Source organism: Amycolatopsis sp. NPDC114478, from assembly GCF_055633805.1.
The window spans coordinates 441935-460124 of the sequence record NZ_JBVKDO010000001.1; the positions used below are offsets into that span (position 1 = coordinate 441935).

Here is an 18190-nt window from a genome sequence, read left to right on the forward strand (position 1 = left end):
CACAACCGGGCCGCGACACCAGGCAAGCCCCGCAACGCTTACCCGGGCTGGCTGCACTTCCACAATCACCATCGACCCCACAGCTCAACCGGCGGCAAGCCGCCGGTCATCCGGCTGACCAACCTCCCCGGACAACACACCTAGACCGGCGTGGTGCCCGGGCTGGTGCGCCCGGCCAGTTCGGCGGCGAGGTGGCTGACGTGCGGTGGCTCGAGCATCGACCGGTGGTCCCCCGGCACCACCTCGACGTGCAGGTCCGCGCAGCACGCCACCCAGCCGGGCAAGGTCGCGCCGCCCGCCGCGTAGAGCACGACCCGGCCCGCGTACGGCTCGGCGTCGAGCGGCGCCTCGGCATCGAACAGAACCACGACGTCGACCCGCTCGCCCAGCGCGGTCAGCCGCCGCGCGATCTCGAAGGCCAGCACCCCGCCGGCCGCCCAGCCACCCAGCCGGTACGGTCCGGCCGACCGGACCTCCCGCAGCCGCCGCACCCCCGTGTCCACATCGGACACTTCGAGGACGTGGCACGGCACGCCTTCGAGGCTGTCGAGCAGCGGCCGGTACACCCCGGGCTCGCCGAGCAGCACCAGCGGCACGCCCGCGCGCAGGACCCGCACGGGCAAGGCCGTGCCCGTCACATAGCCCGCGAGGTCGTCGAGACGCGCCCCGCCCAGCAGGAGCGGCACCGGCAGCGCGACGCCGAACTCCCGCTCGACCGCGGCCCGCGCGCGCATCGCCGTCAGGGAGTCCAGGCCCAGCTCGACCAGCGGCACGTCCGGCGCCGCCGCGCGGCCGAGCAGCCCGGCGACGATGTCCGCCAGCCGATCGCGCGGGGTGGCGGCCGCGGGGACGCCGTCCGGGAAGTACGGCCGCCGGGCGAAGTCGCGGTTCGCGTCGGGCCGCGCGATCCCGACCGACGGCCGGTCGGCCGCGAGCACGGCCGGCAGGACTTCGACGGCCTCCGGCAGCGCGCCCCAGTGCACCGTCGTCGCGGGCAGGCCGCGTGAGCGGCGCCAGGTCGCGAACGCGTCCAGCCACGCGTCCGCCGTCGCGTGGGCGGTCTCGCCGGGCGCGCCGAACAGCGCCGCCGTCGACGCGTACGTCAGCCACCAGTCCGGCGGTGTGCCGGCGGTCGCTTCGTGCAGCCGCCGCGCCCCGAGCACCTTGGGGCGCCACACGGCCGCGACGTCGTCGCCGGGGACGCTCGCCGCGTGCACGATTCCCCTCAGCGGCAAGCCGTCCTCGGTGGCCGCGGCGACAAGCCGTTCCGCGACGCCGGGCGCCGCGATGTCGCCGTCGACGACCACGACATCCACTTCGGGGAGTTCGATCTCTTCGAGTCCACAAAGGACTATGCGGGTCGCGCCGTTGCTCGCCAGCCAGTGGGCGGTGGCCAGGCTCAGCGTGCCCCCGCCGGTGACGACGTAGGCGCCCGGCCCGGTCGATCCGCCGTCGACGAGCGGGACGCGGGTCAGCCGCGCGGCGTACCGGACGTCATGGCGCCAGCGCACGTCGTCGTCGGGCGCGTCCGAACGCAGCTCGCGGGCGAGAACGTCCACATCGGACCGGGCGTCGCAGTCGACGATCGTCGCCCGCAGTTCCGGCCGGTCGAAGGCGAGCACCCGCACGAACCCGCGCAGGAACGCCAGCCCCGGCTCGCCGCTCGACTGCGTGACGAGGTGGAACCGGACGTCCGGCCCCAGGCGGGCGACCACCGAGCGGACGGTGTTCAGCAGGTCGCGGGCATCCTCGGGGTCGTGGTAGGCGTGCGGCGCGCCGGCGAGGAAGACGACGCCGCGGACCGGACGCTCGGCCAGGAAGCCCGGCAGCTCGTCCAGGTCGTCCTGTGGCAGCGAAAGCGCTTCGTCGCCGGCCGCGGCCAGCGCGAGGGCGAGCGCGACGGCCCGGGCCAGCGCGGCCGGGTGCTCGTCGGTCAGCAGCAGCCACGAACCCGGCTCGCCCGGACCGGTCAGCGGCACTTCCGGCCACGTCGTCCCGAAGGCGCGGGCTGTGAGCGGCACGTCGCCGGGTGCCCGGAAGCGGACGTCGGCGAAGTCGGCGACGACTTCGCCGTCCCGCGTGACGAGCTGGACCGTTCCGGCGCCGTCGGTCCACACTCGCGCGCCCCGGCTCGCGTCGCCGAGCAGCCGGACCCGGCCGAACGCGGCCGGTTCGCCCGCTTCGAGGCAAGCATCGGCCAGGATCGGGTGCAACGCGTATCCTTTCGGCACGGACGGCAGTTCTCTGTCTACTTCGGACAGTACTTGCGGCGGTGCTTCGGCGTCAGGCGAAACCCACGCGGTCGCGTGGCGGACCCAGCCCGCGCCCGCTTTCGCCCGCACCACGGCGGTGCCGTCGACGCGGATTTCCGTGCTGAGCAACGTTTCTCCGGTCATCGCGAGCACCCGGTGCACTTCGAGGCCGTCTACGCGGACGCGGTCGGTGCCGAACAGCTCGCGCGCGCCGGCCAGGAACAGCTCCAGGAACCCGGTCGCCGGGAACACCGGGACGTCGTGCACCCGGTGTTCGCCGAGCCAGGCGGGCGCGTCCGGGGCGATCGCCGCCTGCCACAGGTGCCGGTCCTCGCCCGGCACTTCGACGCGGGCGCCGAGCAGTGGATGGTTCTCGGCGCGCCGAGGCAGGCCGAACGGCCGGTGGTCCCACGGGGGCGGGGGCAGGTCGAGCACGGGCGCCTCCGGGTACCGGCGGTCGAGCACGGCCGGGTGGCCGGCGGTGTGGAGTTCGGCGAGGGAGCGGGCGAAAGCGTTTTCTTCGCCGTCGCGACGGCTCAGGCTGGCCAGCGTCCGGACGCCGGCGGCGGTCTGTTCGACGGCGGGCAAGGCGATCGGGTGCGGCGAGATCTCGACGAACCAGCGGTGCCCGTCGGCGACGGCGGCGGCGACCGCCTGGGTGAACCGGACCGGCCGCCGGAGGGTGGCTGCCCAGTGGTCGACGTCGTAGGACGGGTCGTCGAGGGCGCTCGAATAGCACGTCGTCGCGGGCGGCCGTGGGCGTAAATCGCTGATCGCGGCACGAAAGCGCTCGAGCACCGGCTCGACGGCGGCCGTGTGGCCGATTCCCTCGATGCGTCGCGCCAGCCGGCCGAGTCCATCCACATGCGACAGGAAGGCGGCGATGCGCTCGGGGCTGCCGGCGACGGTGCACTGCGTCGGCGACGTGTACTCGACGACGGTGAGGCCCGGCTCGACCACCTCGTCGGCGGGCAGCTCGACGACGGCCATCGCGCTCGGCGGCAGCTCCGCGAGGAGGTTCGCCGCGGTGACGACGATGTCAAGGCCGTCGCCGACGTCCAGCGCCCCGGCGACGACGGCCGCCGCGACCTCACCGGTCGAGTGGCCGAGGACGGCGGCGGGCTCAACACCGTGTGCGCGCCACCAGCTGGCGAGGGCGACCTGGGTGCCGAACACCAGCGGCGCCACCACGACGGGGTCGCCGAGGGGCCGGCGCAGCGCGCCGCGCAGCGAGAACCCGGCTTTGGCGAGGAAGACGGGCTCCAGCGCGGCGACGGCGGCCCGGAACTCCGGCTCGGCACCGAGCATGCGCCGTCCCATCGCCGGCCATTGCGAGCCGGCACCCGAGAAGACGAAGACCGGACGCGGGAAGTCGCGCCCGGCCGTGTCGCGCACGACATCGGCGGTGGCCCGGCCCTCGGAGAGAGCCCGCAGCCCGGCGACGAGGGCCTCGCGAGAGGACGTGACCACGGCGGCGCGCAGCGGCAGGTGCTCCCGGCGCCGGGCTAGGGACGCGGCGAGATCCCCGGGCGCGGTCCCCCGGCCAGGCCCGGCGAGCCAGTCGGCCAGCTCCCCCGCCCGGCGACGCAGGGCGGGTTCGGAGTGGGCGGAGAGGGCGAAGACCTGAGGCCGGCCACTCCAGCGCGAACTCGGCGCGGCGGGGGTGAGGGGTTTCGGCCATTCTTCGAGAACGAGGTGAGCACCGGAGCGACCGAACGCCGAGACGCCGGCGCGGGCGGTCCCGCCGTAGCGCGGCCAGTCGGCCGGTTGGGTCACGGGAGAAAGGCGAGTGGGATTGGAGCGCGGGTTCGGCGGTGCCGCTGGCTCCTCCATGGGCGCTTTCGGCGGCGCCGGGCGGTCCACATCGGAGGGCGGAGTCAGGTCGACGCGCGGGCTAGGCGGCGCCGGGTGGTCCGCCGACTCATCCACGCCGGGGCGAGGAGCTGGGGCCAATCGCGCGTTCGGCGGCGGGTCGGCTCGCGAGATCCCCGGCGAGGGCCGGTTCACCGACTCGTCCACACCGGACAACCGAACCAAGCTCGGCGGAATCCGGTCGTGCCAAAGAGCGAGCACCACCTTGACCAGCCCGAAGATCCCCTCCGCACCATCCAGCTCACCGAACCCCGCCATCGGCGAACCGAACAACAGCGGCCGCCGGCGGTCGCGGTTCCGGCCGAGCACCGCCTCTAGCGCCCCGATCTCCACCGCTGACCCCAGCGTCTCGCAGTAGTCCACAGTGGCCGGATCCGAACCCGCCACCGCGTGCGCGTCGGCCAATACTTGCTCATGCGCTGAAAAACCCGCACGCCCCACCGAACCGACAGCGCTGCCGCGGATCACCGCCATGACCCGATCTCCGTCGCGGCGGGCGTCGGCCAGGCGCTTCAGCACCACCACCCCCGCAGCCTGCTCATCCACCCCCGCGGCGACCATCACGTCGGCCTCGCCCGCCGCCAGGGCGCGGACCGCGTGGTGGACCGCCGTCAGGGAGGCCGATCCGTCCGCGTCCACCGCCAGGCTCGGCCCGCGCAAGTCGAACCAGTCCGATACCCCGCTCGCGATCGTCGACGCCCCCGCCGATACCCCGGCGAACACGCCCGTCCGGCTGCCGCGCAGCGTGCCCGGGTCGATGCCCGCGTGCTCGAACGCCGCCCACGTCGTCTCCAGCACCAGGCGCTCTCGCGGGTCCATCTCCGCCGCTTCGGCCAGGCCGATGCCGAAGAACGCCGCGTCGAAACCAAAAAGAGCACCGCCAGGTGAGGAGCCGGACTGCAGCGCGCGCCACAGCCCGTCAGGCGAGTCGATGCCGGGCAGGCGGCAGCCGATGCCGAGCACCGCGACCGGCTCGCCCGCCCGGGGCCGCGGCCGCGCGTCGCGCTCGGTGAGGGCCGCCGCCAATGCCGCGATCGACGGGTACAGTCCCAGCAAGCCGACGTCGGGCTCGCGGCCGAGCAGCTCCCCGAGCTCCGCCGCGACCGTCGCCGCGTCCCGGGAGGACAGTCCCAGCTCGGCCAGCGGGACCCCGGCGTCGACCAGCTCCGGCGCGAGACCCGCGAGACCGGCGATCCGCTCGGTCAGCCACCGCCGCAGCTCGTCCGGGTCGCTCACCGCAGCCCACCGAGGGACCGCACGACGACCCTGCGCGGCGTCAGCCCGTGCTCCGCCGAAAGCGCGGCCCGCACGGCCCGCTCGACCTCGCCGCGCGGTGGGACGGCTCCCGGCAGCAGCTCGACGACGACCACCGCTCGCTCCCCGCCGAACGCGGCCGCCTCCTGCACCGCCGGGTGCGCCGCCTTCGCCGTCACCTCGAGGTCCCGGGAATCGTGGCCGGCGACGACTCGGCCGGTCACCGACAGCGCGCCGGACCCGTCCAGGACCCCGAGGTCCCCCGTCCGGAGCCACCACCGGGGCTCGTCGTCATCGGCGAGGAAGGCGCAGAACACGCGCGCCGACTTCGCCGGCCGGCTCCAGTAGCCGCGGCCGACGTTGGGCCCGCTCACCCAGATCTCGCCGGCCTCTCCCGTGGGCAGCCGGAGTCCGCCGGGACCAACGATCGCGATCCGCTGCCCGGCCGGCTCTCCCTCGACGGTCACCACGGCCGTCGCTTCGGCCACGACGTGACACACCCGCAGCGCGTCCGGGGCGAACGCCTCCCGGAGCCGCCCCAGGTCCGGATCGGTGGCACTCACCAACGTTCCGGCGTCCGGCGGAGGACGAAAACCGAATCGGTCGACGAGCACCACCGGCCGCCCCGTGGTGATCGGCACGGCGACGGCGAGCAGCAACCCGAGCGGGTCACTCGGCGGCCGCCAGGTCACGATCGTCCGCCCCGGCAGCGCGGCGGACGCCTGCCGCGCGTTGGCCACCACGTTCGCGTGCGTGACCATGACCCCCGCCGGGTATTGCAGGTAGGCCACATCCCCGGCGGCCACCGGAGCCTCGGTGAATTCACGCGTTTCTTCGACGATATCGACGGCGAGCACCCGGTGCCCACACGTGTCCAAGGTAGACAGGAAACGCCGGACGGCGGCCACGGTGTCCGCCGTCGCCAGCACGATCGACGGTTCGGCGTCGGTGACGGCCGCCCGGTTACCGGGGTCCAGGGGGATCGCGACGAGGCCGGCCCGCAGCGCGCCGAGGAACGCGACGATGTGGTCCACGGGCCGGGCGATGAGGATCGCCGCCCGCTGTCCCGGCTCGGTGACCTGGCACAACGCCGTCGCGACCGCCGTCACGCGGCGGTCCAGCGCGGCCCACGTCAAGGTGGTCGCGAGCCACGTCAACGCGGGCTCGTCGCCCGCCACCGCGGCCCGGCCGGCCAGCAGGGTGGGCAACGTGGGCGCGGCGCCCGAGGCGAAGCGGCCACCGAAGACCCGTTCAGAACTCGTGAGCATGGATTCCTCGCGCATTTCTCGCGGCGGATCGGTGATTCACCGTATTTCCCGCGTTGAATCCGTGTCAACGAACCGGGAATGCGCGGAAATACTTTGTCATTCCGTTCACTGCGACGCGGGCGACGCCTGTTGTCAGGATGACAATCACGCGGCGAACATGCCCGTGACCCACCACTTCCCGGCGACGCGCTCGGCCGTGACGCTCAGCTGGGCGGCGCCGGTGCTGTGCTGCCCGTCGCCTCTCGTGCCCGTCTGGTCGAGGAACACCAGCAGCGCCGCGCGGTCGCCGTCCAGCAGCTTCACGCCGGACGCGACGGCCGTCGACGTCACCACGAGCTTCTGGTCCGCGGCCAGCTTGCGGACCTGGCCGAAGAGCTGGTCGTACTGCGCCAGCGCCGGACCGGCGAGGAGGTCCTTCGCCGCCCGTTCGTTCTTGGCCGGGTCGTCGTAGCGGTAGGAGAACAGCGTGCCGAGCGCGGCGCTGATCTGTTTCCCCGCCTCGGCCGTGCCCGCGGTGTCGGAAAGCGCGGTGTTGTGCGCGACGACGGCGTTCGTGCTCCGCGCTTCGAGCGTGAACCACACCGCCAAACCGGTCATGAACACCGCCACCACCGCGAGCACCACCGTCGCCCGGCGCCGGGGCTTCGCCGGTTCGGCGACGGCCTCGTCGGCCGGCGCCGGTTCGTGGCGGCGCCCGGCGACCTTCACCGTTCGCTTCTTCGTCGGCACGGTCATGGCGTCTCCCCCGTCGGGACCTGGCCCAGCCCGGTGACCCGCCAGCCGTCGGGCCCGCGCGTCAGGTCGGCCTGGAACCGGTTGCGTTTCGTCACGGCGTCGCCGCCTTCGGGCGCCACCACCAGCTCGACCGACGCGATCAGCTTCGCCGTGCCCGCGCCGGTGTCCACTTCGGTCACCGCCGCGTCGGTCACCTTGCCGGTGGTGACGGTCTTGGCCTGCGCGATCCGGTCGAGACTGCCTTGACGGTCGGCGGCCAGCTCGTCGTGCAACGCGCCGCCGGAGAGGTCCAGCCAGTGCTGGTAGCCCGGCGCCGCCTGGCGGTAGTCCAAAGTGGTCAGTCCGGCGACGGCGGTCCGGCCCGCCGCCAGCGCGTCCTCGCGGACGACCGCGCGCGCGACGCCGTCGTCGTGCGCCGCCTGCCACCAGCCGAACCCCGACCACCCGGCCGCGACGGTCGCCAAGACCGCGGCCAGCCACACGACAATCCTCACGGCCGTCCTCCCGGTGCGTTCTGCGAACCCCGCACGTTCGTCGGATTCCCCTTCGGCAGCGCGCACCGCGCGGCCGTGTTCAACGGGCGAGTCGACGTGTCGAGGCCGTCGCGGTACGGCGTCGTGTACCCGGTGGTGCACGGCGGCGGGTCGAAGAAGGTCAGCGACAGTCCGAAGTGGGCGCCGTCCGGCCGGATCACGGCGCTGCCCGCGGCGACCGCCTGCGGCGCGGTGATCAGCAGCTGCCGCAGCCCGTCCTGGCGGGCCTCGAGGACGTCCGCGGTGGTCAGCAGGTTGGCCAGCAGCACGCCCAGCTGGGGTCCGGAGTCGCGGATGAGCGCGCCGACCTCGTTCGCCGCGGCGGGGACCGCCGGGATGAGCGTGCGCAGGTCGCCGTCGGACTGCTTCAACGTCGACGCCAGCAGCTTCGCGTTGACGCCGAATTCGCGGATCGCGTCGGCCTGCTGCACCTGCGTGTCGAGCACCGTGTGCGCGTCGGTGACGAACCGGGTCAGCGGCGCGACGTGCGCGCTCGCGGCCTGCACGAACTCGATGCCGCGGCCGACGAGCTGGTCCAGCGCCGGGCCGGCGTCGGACGTCGCGTGGTACAGCTCGTCGACGACCGTGCGCAACGCCGGTTTGGGCACCGAGTTGGCGAACGAGTCCACTGTCGACAAGACGACGTCGACCGGCAGCGGGATCTTCGTGTCGACCTGCGTGATCACCGAGCCGTCGTGCAGCTTCGGGCCGCCATCGGTGCGCGGCCGCAGGTCGACGTACTGCTCGCCGACGGCCGACCGGTCGGCGACGACGGCTTCGGTGTCGGCCGGGACGGGCGCGGTGCCGGCGTCGATCTCGAGGTCGGCTTCCATCCCGGCCGGGGTCAGCCGCAGCTCGCCGACGCGGCCGATCGGGACGCCGCGGTAGGTGACCTCGGCGTTCGTGAAGATGCCGCCACCGGTCGGGAACTGCACTTTCACCGTGTAGCCGCGGTCGAAGAAGACCTTGTCGAGCCCGGCGTAGGTGGCTCCGACGTACGCGACGCCGAGGACCGCGATGACGACGAAGATCGTCACCTGGACGCGCACGAACCGGGTCAGCATCAGTGGCCCACCTTGAGGAACCCGTTGAGGTAGTCGCCGCGGATCGTGTCGAGCGCGGCGTCCGGGAACGGGAAGGTGAAGATCATCTCCATCGCCTTCGGCAGCTTGTCGCCGGAGTCGGCCAGCCGGCGCAGCAACGGTTCCAACGCCTTCAGGTCGGCGACGAGGTCGTCTTTGCTGCGGTTCACCGTGTCGACGGCGACCGAAGTAAGCCCGTCCAACGACTTGAGCATGCCGACCAGCGCCTCCCGCTGCTGGTTGAGGACGCCGATGCCGGGCGTGAGGCCGTTGAGCGTCGTGGTGATCTGGTCGGTGTGTGCGTTCAACGTCTGCGCCAGCTTGTTGACGCTCTCGATCGCGCGCGTGATCTCGGTGCGGTGCTCGTCGAGCCCCTTCACGAAGGCGTCCAAACTGGACAGCAGGCTGCGCGCCGCGGTTTCGCGGCCGCCGAGGGCTTCGTTGAGCTGGTGGCTGATGTTCTGGACCTGCGCCACCCCGCCGCCGTTGAGCAGCAACGACAACGCGCCGAAGACTTCCTCGATCTCCGGCGTCAGCGTCGAGCGATCCAGAGGGATGGCCGCGCCGTCGAGCAGCCGGCCGGACGGCGTCGCGTCGTCCGGCGGCGCCAGCTCGACGAACTTCTCGCCGAGGATGCTCGCCTGCCGCAGCCGCGCGACCGCGTTGCCCGGCAGGTCGACGTCGCCGTTGAGCAGCAGGTCCACGATCGCGCTGTGCCCGTCCGGCGCCAGTTCCACCTTGACGACCTGCCCGACCGGGACGTCGTTGACCTTGACCCCGGACTGCGGGACCAGGTCGAGGACGTTGGTGAAGCTCGCGGTGACGTGGATCGGGTGGTCGCCGAGCGCGGCGCCGCCGGGCAGCGGGATGTCGTAGACGCTCACCCCGTGCCCGCAGCCGGTGGTGACCAGCGCGAGCGTCACCACCGCGGCCAGCTTGACCAGGGACTTCATTTCGGCTCCGCGAACTCGAGGAGGTTGCCGCGGCCGTCGATGGTCCCGTTGGCCTGGTCGTAGGCGCCGAGCAGGTTGGTCAGGGCGTTCGGGGCGGCGCTGAGCGCTTCGGCGAGGGAGTCCTTCTGGTCCACGAGCACCTTCGTGACGTCGGCGAGCTTGTCCACATCGGACTGGACCTTGCCGCGGTTGTCCTTGATGAACCCCTGCACGACGGTCAGCGCCTGGGTCAGCTCGGTCAGCGCGCCGGAGAACTGGTCGCGCTGGTCGGCCAGGACCTTGCTGAGCGACGCGATCTGCGAGATGGCCTGCTTGACCTGCCCGTCGTTCGCGGCGAGCATCGCGGTGAACTTGCTGATGTTGTCGACGGAGCCGAAGAGGTCGTCCTTGGAGTCGCTCGCCGCGCGGGCGAACTCGCCGAGGTTCTTGATCGCCGTGCCGATGGTCTGCCCGTTGCCGTTGAGGTACTCCGCCGACTTGGTCAGCACCTCGCTGACCGCGCCGTCCTTGTTGGCGCCCTGCGGGCCGAGCGCGGTCATCAGCTGGTTCAGGCTGTGCAGCAGGTCGTCGACCTCGACCGGGGTGGCGGTGCGCTCGCGTGGAATGGACGCGCCGTCGGCGAGCTGCGGCCCGCCGTGGTAGACGGGCGTGATCTGCACGTACCGGTCGGCGACCAGGCTCGGCGTGATGACGACGGCGCCCGCGTCGGCCGGCAGCTGGACGTCCGGCTTGAGCGTCATGGTCACCTTGACGTCGGTGCCGTTCGGTTCCACTTTGGACACCGAACCGATAGCCACGCCGAGCACCCGCACGTCCGAATTCGGGTAGATGCCGACCGCGGCGGCGAAGTACGCGGTCAAGGTGCGTTCGGCCGGCGCGGTCGCCACGGGCCAGGCCGCCGAGACCACCAGCGCGAGCAGGACGCCGAGCGTGAGCGCCCGCAACCGCGTCCGCCGGCGTGCCTGGGCACCCAGGTCGATGAGATGGTGGGCCATCAGCGTCCTCCGTTCTTCGGCGGCAGGCAGCTGCCCGGCGTCGTGCCGGTCGGGATGAGCCCGCAGATGTAGGTGTCGATCCACCGGCCGTTGCCGACGGCGTTGCCGAGCAGCCGGTAGAACGGGCCGGCCAGGCGCAGGCTGTCCTCGAGCTTGCCCTGGTTCTGCTGCAGCACGGTCGCGACGCGGTCGAGCTGGTCGAGTGCCGGGCCGAGCGTCTTCTGGTTGTCCGCGACGAGACCGCGGAGCTGGATGGAGAGGTTCTTGATGCCGGTGAACAGCTGCGCGATGGCGTCCTTGCGGGCGTTGAGCTCGGTGAGCAGCGTGTTGCCGTCGCGGATCAGGGCCTGGATCTGGCCGGAGCGTTCCCCCAGCGTCTTCGACACCTGGTTGGTGTTCTGGAACAGCTTGACCAGCTCGTCGTCCCGGGACGCAAGCGTTTGCGACAAGGCGGCGATACCGTCGAACGCGGTCCGCACGTCCGGCGGCGCCGACGCGCCGAGCGTGTCGGACAGCACGCGGAACGCCTGCGCGAGCTGGTTCGTGTCGATCGCCCCGACCGTGCTCGCGAGGTCGTTGAACACCGCGGTGACGTCGTAGGGCGAGCTGGTGCGCTCGGCCGGGATCGGCTGGTCGGGGTTCAGCTCGCCGTTGCCGACCGGGTCGAGGACGAGGTTCTTCTGGCCCAGCAGCGTCTTGATCTTGATCGCTGCGGTCGTCCGGTTGCCGACCCAGGTGTCCTTGACCCGGAACAGCACCTCGACGTGGTCGCCGGCCAGCCGCACGTCGGTGACCTCGCCGACCTTGACGCCCGCGACGCGGACCTCGTCGTTCGGCTTGAGCCCGGCGGCTTCGTGGAACTCGGCCTTGTACGTGGTGCCGCCGCCGACGATCGGCAGGTCGTCCGAGAAGAACGTCGCCCCGCCGATCAGAGCCATGACCAGGGCGGTCACCGCACCCACGACGATCGGGTTGCGGCTTCGGAACGGCTTGATCCGCGGCGGTTTCACCGGCACCTCGCAGCGGTCACGGGGATGCCCGGCGGGGGCCCGCCCGGGGCGGGTTTCGCGTCGGACTCCACCGAGCAGAGGTAGAAGTTCGCCCACGAGCCGTAGGAGAAGAGCGTGCCGATCCGGTCGAGCTTCTTGGGCAGGTTGTCGATGAACCGCTGGAACACCGGGGTGTTGTCGGCGAGGTTCTTCGACAGGTCGCCGAGCGCGGTGATGCTGTCCTTGAGCGGCTGACGCCCTTGCTGCAGCAGCCCGGCGGTGGCCGTGGTCAGTTCGCCGAGCCCGCCGATCGCCTGACCGATCGGCTTCGCGTCGGCGGCGAGGCCGGTGACGAGCTGCGCGGTCGTGTCGACGAGCGCGTCGAACTGGTCGCCCTGGGCGTTCACGGTGTCGAGGACGGTGTTGAGGTTGCCGATGACTTGGCCGATCACGGCGTCCTTCCCGGCCAAAGTGGACGTCAGCGACGCCGTGTGCCGCAGGAGGCTTTCGATCGTGCTGCCCTCGCCCTGCAGGACCTGGATGATCTCGAACGACAGCTGGTTGACGTCGTTCGGCGACAACGCTTGGAAGAGCGGCTTGAAACCGTTGAACAACGCGGTGAGGTCGAGCGCCGGCTTGGTCCGCTCCAAGGGGATCTGCGCGTCTTCGGCGAGGGTCGGCGAGGTGTCCGTGGCACCCGGGTCGACCGAGAGGTACCGCTGGCCGACGAGGTTGCGGTACCGGATGGTCACCGCGGCCGACGCTGTCAGCCGGTGCGTGCGGTCGACGGAGAAGGCGACGTCGGCGAGCCGGTGTTCGACGACCTGGACGGAGTCGACCTGGCCGATCCGGACGCCGGCCATCCGGACCTCGTCGCCGGGGTTGACCGAGGTCGCGTCGGTGAACCGGGCCGTGTACCCGATCGTCGCGCCGACGCTGGAGTTGGCGATCGTGATCGCGAGGATCCCCGTGGCGACCGCGGTCACCAGGAAGAAGATCAGCCCCTTGACGGCGGGGCCCACGACGCTCCTCATCGGACGGTCACCTCCGTTCCGCGCAGCGCCGGTCCGATCAGGACACTGCTCCAGTCCGGCACATCTCCCAGCGTCGGCTTCAGGAGTTCGGCGACGAGCTGCCGCTCACCCGGCGAGTTGGCCGGGCCGAGATCGCCGTCCGTGGCTCCCGACGCCGCTGCCCCGCCGCCGTAGCACTTCGGGCCGCCGGTGGCGTCGTAACTCGGGTTGTCGCGCCCGGGCACGTACTTCTCGCGCGGGTCCTGGACGGTGAGCGTCACGTGCAGGCCCGGCTCGTTCGTCCCCTTGCCGAGTGCTTTCTCCATCAGCGGCTTGAGCCGGTTGACGGCGTCGAACAGGCACGGGAACTCGGGCGAGTACCGCGACAGCAGCTCCAGCGACGGCCGGCTTGCCACCGAGACGCCGATGATGTTGTCCTTGTTCTTGCGCAGGAAGTCGTTGAGGTGCCCGGTCGCGCTCGTGACGCTCGAGTACAGGTTGTCGAGGTCCGCACGGGTGTCCACAATGGTCTTCGCGGTCGTCGACAGGTCGGTGAGCGCCTGCAGGATGTCCGGCGCGGCGGTCGTGTAGACGTCGGCCGCGTTCGCCAGCCCGGTGATGTCCGCCTTGAACTGCGGCATCAGCGGGTTCAGCTGGGCGAGCAGGTCCTGCAGTTTCACGATGCTGTCGCCGATCGGCTGACCGCGGTTGTCGAGGGCCTGGGAGATCGCGCCGAGTGAGCTGTTCAGCTTCTGCGGCTGGACCGCGCGCAGCAGCGGCAGCAGGTCGCCGAGCACGCGTTCCAGCTCGATCGCGTTGGCGGAGTGGTCCTGCCCGATGACGTCCCCCGCCCCGAGCTTCCCTTGTGGACGGTCCGGCAGCACGAGGTTGACGTACCGCTCGCCGAACACCGTCTTCGGCAGCAACCGCGCGGAGACGTTCTCGGGCAGCAGGCCGATCTTCGCCGGGTCGAGCGCGAGGTCGATCTCGGCGCCGGTGCGCGTGCTGCGCACCGCCCGGACCTCGCCGAACGGCACACCCTTGACCTTCACCTCGGCGGTCGGCGCGAGCTGGTTGCCGACCCGGTCCGCGCGCAGCGTCACCAGCTCGGAGTCGTCGAAGTCCTTGTCGTAGATGGCGACCGCGAGGTAGCCGAGCAGGACGAGCACACCGAGGAACGCGACCCCGGCGAGCTGCGTGCCGAACCGGCTCATCCCGACACCTTCACCGTCGTCGTCGCGCCCCAGATCGCCAGGGACAGGAAGAGGTCGAGGACGCTGATCAGCACGATCGACGTCCGCACGGCCCGGCCGACCGCGACGCCGACACCGGCCGGGCCGCCGCTGGCGCGGTAGCCGTAGAAGCAGTGCGTCAGGATCACGCCGACGCTGAAGACGAGCACCTTGCCGAACGACCACAGCACGTCGCCGGGCGGCAAGAACAGCGTGAAATAGTGGTCGTAGGTGCCGCCGGACTGTCCGAAGAAGACGACCGTGGTGAGCCGTGAGCCGAGGTAGGAGATCAGCAATCCGATGACGTACAGCGGGATGATCGCGATGAACCCGGCGACGATCCGGGTGGTGACCAGGTACGGCATGCTCCGCACGGCCATCACCTCCAGGGCGTCGATCTCCTCGGAGATCCGCATCGCGCCGAGCTGGGCGGTGAACCCACTGCCCACTGTGGACGAAAGCGCGAGCCCGGCGACGAGCGGCGCGATCTCGCGCGTGTTGAAGTACGCGGTCAGGAACCCGGTCATCGCCGAGATGTTGATCTGGTTCAGCGCGCTGAAGCCCTGCAGGCCCACGGTGACGCCGGTGAACACGCACAGCCCGACCATCACGCCGATCGTGCCGCCGATGACCGCGAGCGCGCCGCTGCCGAACGTCACCTCGGCCAGCAGCCGGACGACTTCGCGGAAGTAGCGCGTCACGGCGAGCGGGACGGCCGCGAGCGCGCGGACGTAGAAGAGCAGCTGGTCGCCGAGGTCGAACAGCCGGTCGCCGGGTTTGCCGAGGATGGCCACTCAGGTTCCCTTCGCGGGGACGAGCTGCAGGTACAGCGCGGTCAGCACGGTGTTGACGAAGAACAGCAGCAGGAAGGTGATGACGACGGACTGGTTGACGACGTCGCCGACGCCCTTCGGGCCGCCCTTGGGATTGAGGCCGCGGTAGGAGGCGACGACCCCGGCGAGGTAGCCGAAGATCACCGCTTTGATCGAGCTGACGACGAGGTCGGGCAGCTGCGCGAGGGCGTTGAAGCTGGCCAGGTACGCGCCGGGCGTGCCGCCCTGGATGATGACGTTGAAGAAGTAGCCGCCGAGCACGCCGACCACGCTGACCAGGCCGTTGAGCAGCACGGACACCCCGACGGCGGCCTGCACCCGCGGCACGATCAGCCGGTGGATCGGCGAGACGCCGAGCACCTCCATCGCGTCGATCTCCTCGCGGATGCTGCGCGCGCCGAGGTCGGCGCAGATGGCGCTGCCGCCGGCGCCGGCGATGATCAGCGTCGTCACGATCGGGCTGGCCTGCTGCACGACGGCCAGGACGCTCGCCGCGCCGTTGAACTGCTGCGCGCCGATCTGGCTGGTGAGCGAGCCGAGCTGCAGCGAGATGACCGCGCCGAACGGGATCGAGACGAGGATCGCCGGCGTGATGGACACGCTGGCGATGAACCAGAACTGCTGGATGAACTCGCGGACCTGGTACGGGCTGCGGAACATCGCGAGGATGATGTCGAGGCCCATCGCGCACATGCGGCCGAACTCGCGCAGGCCGTTCGCGGCCCGGCGCGGCGCTTCCGTGAGCAGCGTGGTCATGCCTTGCACCCGCTGCTGAAGCACCGCAACGCCAGGTTCGAGACGAACGTGTTGCCCGGCCCCGAAACCAGGCCGGTGAGCAACCGGCTCACGTCCTCGTGCCCGACGCACCCGGCGAACGGCGGCGCGGTGAACGTGGAGGTCACCTTCACCGGCGGGGCCGGCAGGGAGATCGGCACCAGGGCCTTGATGTTCACCGACGCGGGCTGGGCCGTCCGGCAGTCCGGGCCGACGTCGAGAGCCTTACCGTCCACTTCGGCGTCCGAAAGCTTGATGAACACCTTCGCGGTGACGTCGGTGTCGGCGCAGATGTTCGTCTGCGTGGCCTTGCAGTTGGTGTCCTTGCCGGTCTTCACGGTGGCGATGCCGGTGGCGTCGCCGTCGGGGATGATCTCGACCCGGCCGGTGGTGGCCATGAACCGGAACGCGACGAAGTAGCCGTTCGCGGGCGGGATGCTGAGCTTGCCGGAGATCGGCACGGTGCTGGTGAGGCCGCCGAGGGCGCCGTCGAACGTGCCGGGCGGGAAGGCGATGTCGGAACCGAGCTTGGCCACGTGGCTCGTGGTCGGCCGCTGCGCGTCCCCGAGGGTGAACCCGAAGGGGATCGGCGTGGCTGCGGCCTGGACCGGTGCCGCGTCTTCGCTGGGCGCCGCTTGCGCCGCGCCCAGCGAGAACGCGGTCAGCACCAGCACGAGCAGGAGCGGCACCGCGCGTGTCAGCACTGACATCCGTAGTTCCTCATGGTTCGTAGTTACTCACGATTCCTGTTGTCACACAAGGAATCCGCAGTTCTTGTCATGCCGCTCAGTGGTGCGCGGCGCGGTTTTTCCGCGCCGCGTCACAACTTCACTTCTTGGTCAGGTTCACTTCCAGCTTGTTGCCCGGGCCGGACGTGAGGCCGGTGATCAGGCCGGTCAGGAAGCCGCAGCCGGTGAACTGCGGGATGCCGTAGGTCGCGGTGAGCTTGCCGCCCTTGAGCGGGTCGAACCCGGCCGCCGACACGAGCGGCACGTCGGCCGGCTTCACCGTGTGGCAGGAGCTCGACGACAGGATCGGGAAGCCGAACACGCGGACCTTGGTGAGCTGGACGTCCACCTGCGCGTTCGCCTTGACCGCACCGCCGGTGAGCGTGCCGTTGATCGCGCCGACCTGGCTGAGCTTCACCGTCGCGGACGCGGGGATGAAGCCGAGCACCCGGAAGTACACCTCGGACCTGGGCAGCGCGAGCTGGGCGCCGAACTTGCCGGACGCGGCGTCGAGCTTGGCGTCCAGGCTGCCCGGGCCGAGCGGCAGGGTGGCGTGCAGCTGCTTGAGCTGCGACTTGCCCTTGACCGAGTACTTGACCTCGATACCGCCCGGCGGCGTGGTCGGCTGGGTCGTCGGCGTGGTGGGTTCGGTGGTCGAGGTCGTGGGCTGGGTCGTCGGCGTGGTCGGTTTCGTGGTCGGAGTCGTCGGCTCCGTCGTCGGCGTCGTCGGCGTGGTCGGCTCGGTCGTGGGGGTCGTCGGTTCCGTGGTCGGGGTTGTCGGGGTCGTCGGTTCCGTCGTCGGCGTGGTCGGCTCCGTCGTGGGAGTCGTCGGTTCCGTGGTCGGAGTCGTCGGGGTCGTCGGGGTCGTCGGTTCCGTCGTGGGAGTCGTCGGCTCAGTGGTGGGAGTCGTCGGGGTCGTGGGCTCCGTCGTCGGCGTGGTCGGTTCCGTCGTCGGGGTCGTCGGCTCCGTGGTCGGGGTCGTCGGCGCGGTCGTCGGCGTTGTGGGCGTGGTCGGGGTCGTCGGCGTGGTCGGCGTCGTCGTGCCGCCCGCCGGCTTGATCTCGAACGTGCCCAGCTGCTGGTTCTGGCCCGGGACGGCGACGCAGTCCGAGGTGAACGTGCCGAGGTCGGTCGGCTGTCCGGCGGCGTTGCGCGGGGTCATCGTGGTGCTGAAGTTCCCGACCGTCACCGACGCGGTGCCCGGGCTGGGGAACGTCACGGCCGGCGCCTTGCCGCTGCTCTTGACGTGGAACGCGCCCGACGGCGGGACCGGCGTCGAGGCGATGGTCAGCGGCAGGTTCAGGTTCAGCGTCTTGTCGACCGGGTACTTGAGCACGGCCGCGGCCTTAGCCGAACCGTCCAGCGACGTGGCGCCGACCAGCGCCAGGCCGTCGGTCGCGGTCGCCGGCACGGTGACGTCGACGTCGAAGGTGATCGGCGTCGACGAGGCGCCCGCGACCGCGTTGTCCGGCAGGTTCGTGTCGATCTTCACCGACAGCACCTGGTCGCCGATCAGCGGGAACGGGCAGTTGTAGTTCAGCGTCAGGCTCACCGGCGCGGCCTGGGTCGGCCCTGCCCCCACCAGCGCGACCGTCGCCGCGACGCCCGCGACGGTCGCGACGGCCAAGCCGTAGGCGGGCTTTCTCGACTTCCACGAAAACTTCACGGATCGTCACC

General features: G+C 71.5%; 14 protein-coding genes. All 14 read right to left on the reverse strand.

The features are described from left to right. Window positions 1-140: 140 nt before the first annotated feature. A complete protein-coding gene (locus ACZ7OH_RS02110) occupies window positions 141-5360 on the reverse strand; it encodes an acyltransferase domain-containing protein (RefSeq protein WP_470279175.1) in 5220 nt (1739 codons plus the stop codon). Beyond that, complete coding sequence (locus ACZ7OH_RS02115) at window positions 5357-6646, reverse strand: AMP-binding protein (RefSeq protein WP_470279176.1); 1290 nt, start codon at window positions 6644-6646, stop codon at window positions 5357-5359. Before ACZ7OH_RS02115 ends, ACZ7OH_RS02110 begins: the two co-directional genes overlap by 4 nt. A gap of 144 nt (window positions 6647-6790) precedes the next feature. Continuing rightward, window positions 6791-7381, reverse strand: a complete 591-nt coding sequence (locus ACZ7OH_RS02120; RefSeq protein WP_470279177.1) for a hypothetical protein — start codon at window positions 7379-7381, stop codon at window positions 6791-6793. Further along, the gene (locus ACZ7OH_RS02125) at window positions 7378-7875 is read right to left on the reverse strand and encodes a hypothetical protein (RefSeq protein WP_470279178.1); all 498 of its coding nucleotides are present in this window, start codon (window positions 7873-7875) and stop codon (window positions 7378-7380) included. The genes ACZ7OH_RS02120 and ACZ7OH_RS02125 overlap by 4 nt, the downstream gene beginning before the upstream one ends. Continuing rightward, window positions 7872-8978, reverse strand: coding sequence for an MlaD family protein (locus tag ACZ7OH_RS02130; RefSeq protein ID WP_470279179.1), 1107 nt, complete (start codon window positions 8976-8978; stop codon window positions 7872-7874). The genes ACZ7OH_RS02125 and ACZ7OH_RS02130 overlap by 4 nt, the downstream gene beginning before the upstream one ends. After that, complete coding sequence (locus ACZ7OH_RS02135) at window positions 8978-9949, reverse strand: MCE family protein (RefSeq protein ID WP_470279180.1); 972 nt, start codon at window positions 9947-9949, stop codon at window positions 8978-8980. The genes ACZ7OH_RS02130 and ACZ7OH_RS02135 overlap by 1 nt, the downstream gene beginning before the upstream one ends. Then, window positions 9946-10944 carry an MCE family protein gene (locus ACZ7OH_RS02140; protein WP_470279181.1) on the reverse strand — a complete coding sequence of 333 codons (999 nt, stop codon included), beginning with the start codon at window positions 10942-10944 and terminating at the stop codon, window positions 9946-9948. Before ACZ7OH_RS02140 ends, ACZ7OH_RS02135 begins: the two co-directional genes overlap by 4 nt. Then, window positions 10944-11939, reverse strand: a complete 996-nt coding sequence (locus ACZ7OH_RS02145) for an MCE family protein (RefSeq protein WP_470279570.1) — start codon at window positions 11937-11939, stop codon at window positions 10944-10946. The genes ACZ7OH_RS02140 and ACZ7OH_RS02145 overlap by 1 nt, the downstream gene beginning before the upstream one ends. Window positions 11940-11950: 11 nt before the next feature. Then, complete coding sequence (locus ACZ7OH_RS02150; protein WP_470279182.1) at window positions 11951-12967, reverse strand: MCE family protein; 1017 nt, start codon at window positions 12965-12967, stop codon at window positions 11951-11953. Further along, window positions 12964-14160, reverse strand: coding sequence for an MCE family protein (locus ACZ7OH_RS02155; protein ID WP_470279183.1), 1197 nt, complete (start codon window positions 14158-14160; stop codon window positions 12964-12966). The genes ACZ7OH_RS02150 and ACZ7OH_RS02155 overlap by 4 nt, the downstream gene beginning before the upstream one ends. Beyond that, the gene (locus tag ACZ7OH_RS02160) at window positions 14157-14972 is read right to left on the reverse strand and encodes an MlaE family ABC transporter permease (RefSeq protein ID WP_013229372.1); all 816 of its coding nucleotides are present in this window, start codon (window positions 14970-14972) and stop codon (window positions 14157-14159) included. Before ACZ7OH_RS02160 ends, ACZ7OH_RS02155 begins: the two co-directional genes overlap by 4 nt. Further along, window positions 14973-15767: an MlaE family ABC transporter permease gene (locus tag ACZ7OH_RS02165; RefSeq protein WP_470279184.1), complete on the reverse strand. Its 795-nt coding sequence runs from the start codon at window positions 15765-15767 to the stop codon at window positions 14973-14975. Further along, entirely contained in the window at window positions 15764-16495 is a 732-nt protein-coding gene (locus ACZ7OH_RS02170; protein WP_470279185.1) for a hypothetical protein, read from the reverse strand. The genes ACZ7OH_RS02165 and ACZ7OH_RS02170 overlap by 4 nt, the downstream gene beginning before the upstream one ends. Before the next feature lie 118 nt (window positions 16496-16613). Then, window positions 16614-18179 (reverse strand): DUF6801 domain-containing protein, encoded by a 1566-nt coding sequence (locus ACZ7OH_RS02175; RefSeq protein ID WP_470279186.1) that lies wholly within the window; start codon window positions 18177-18179, stop codon window positions 16614-16616. Window positions 18180-18190: the final 11 nt, after the last annotated feature.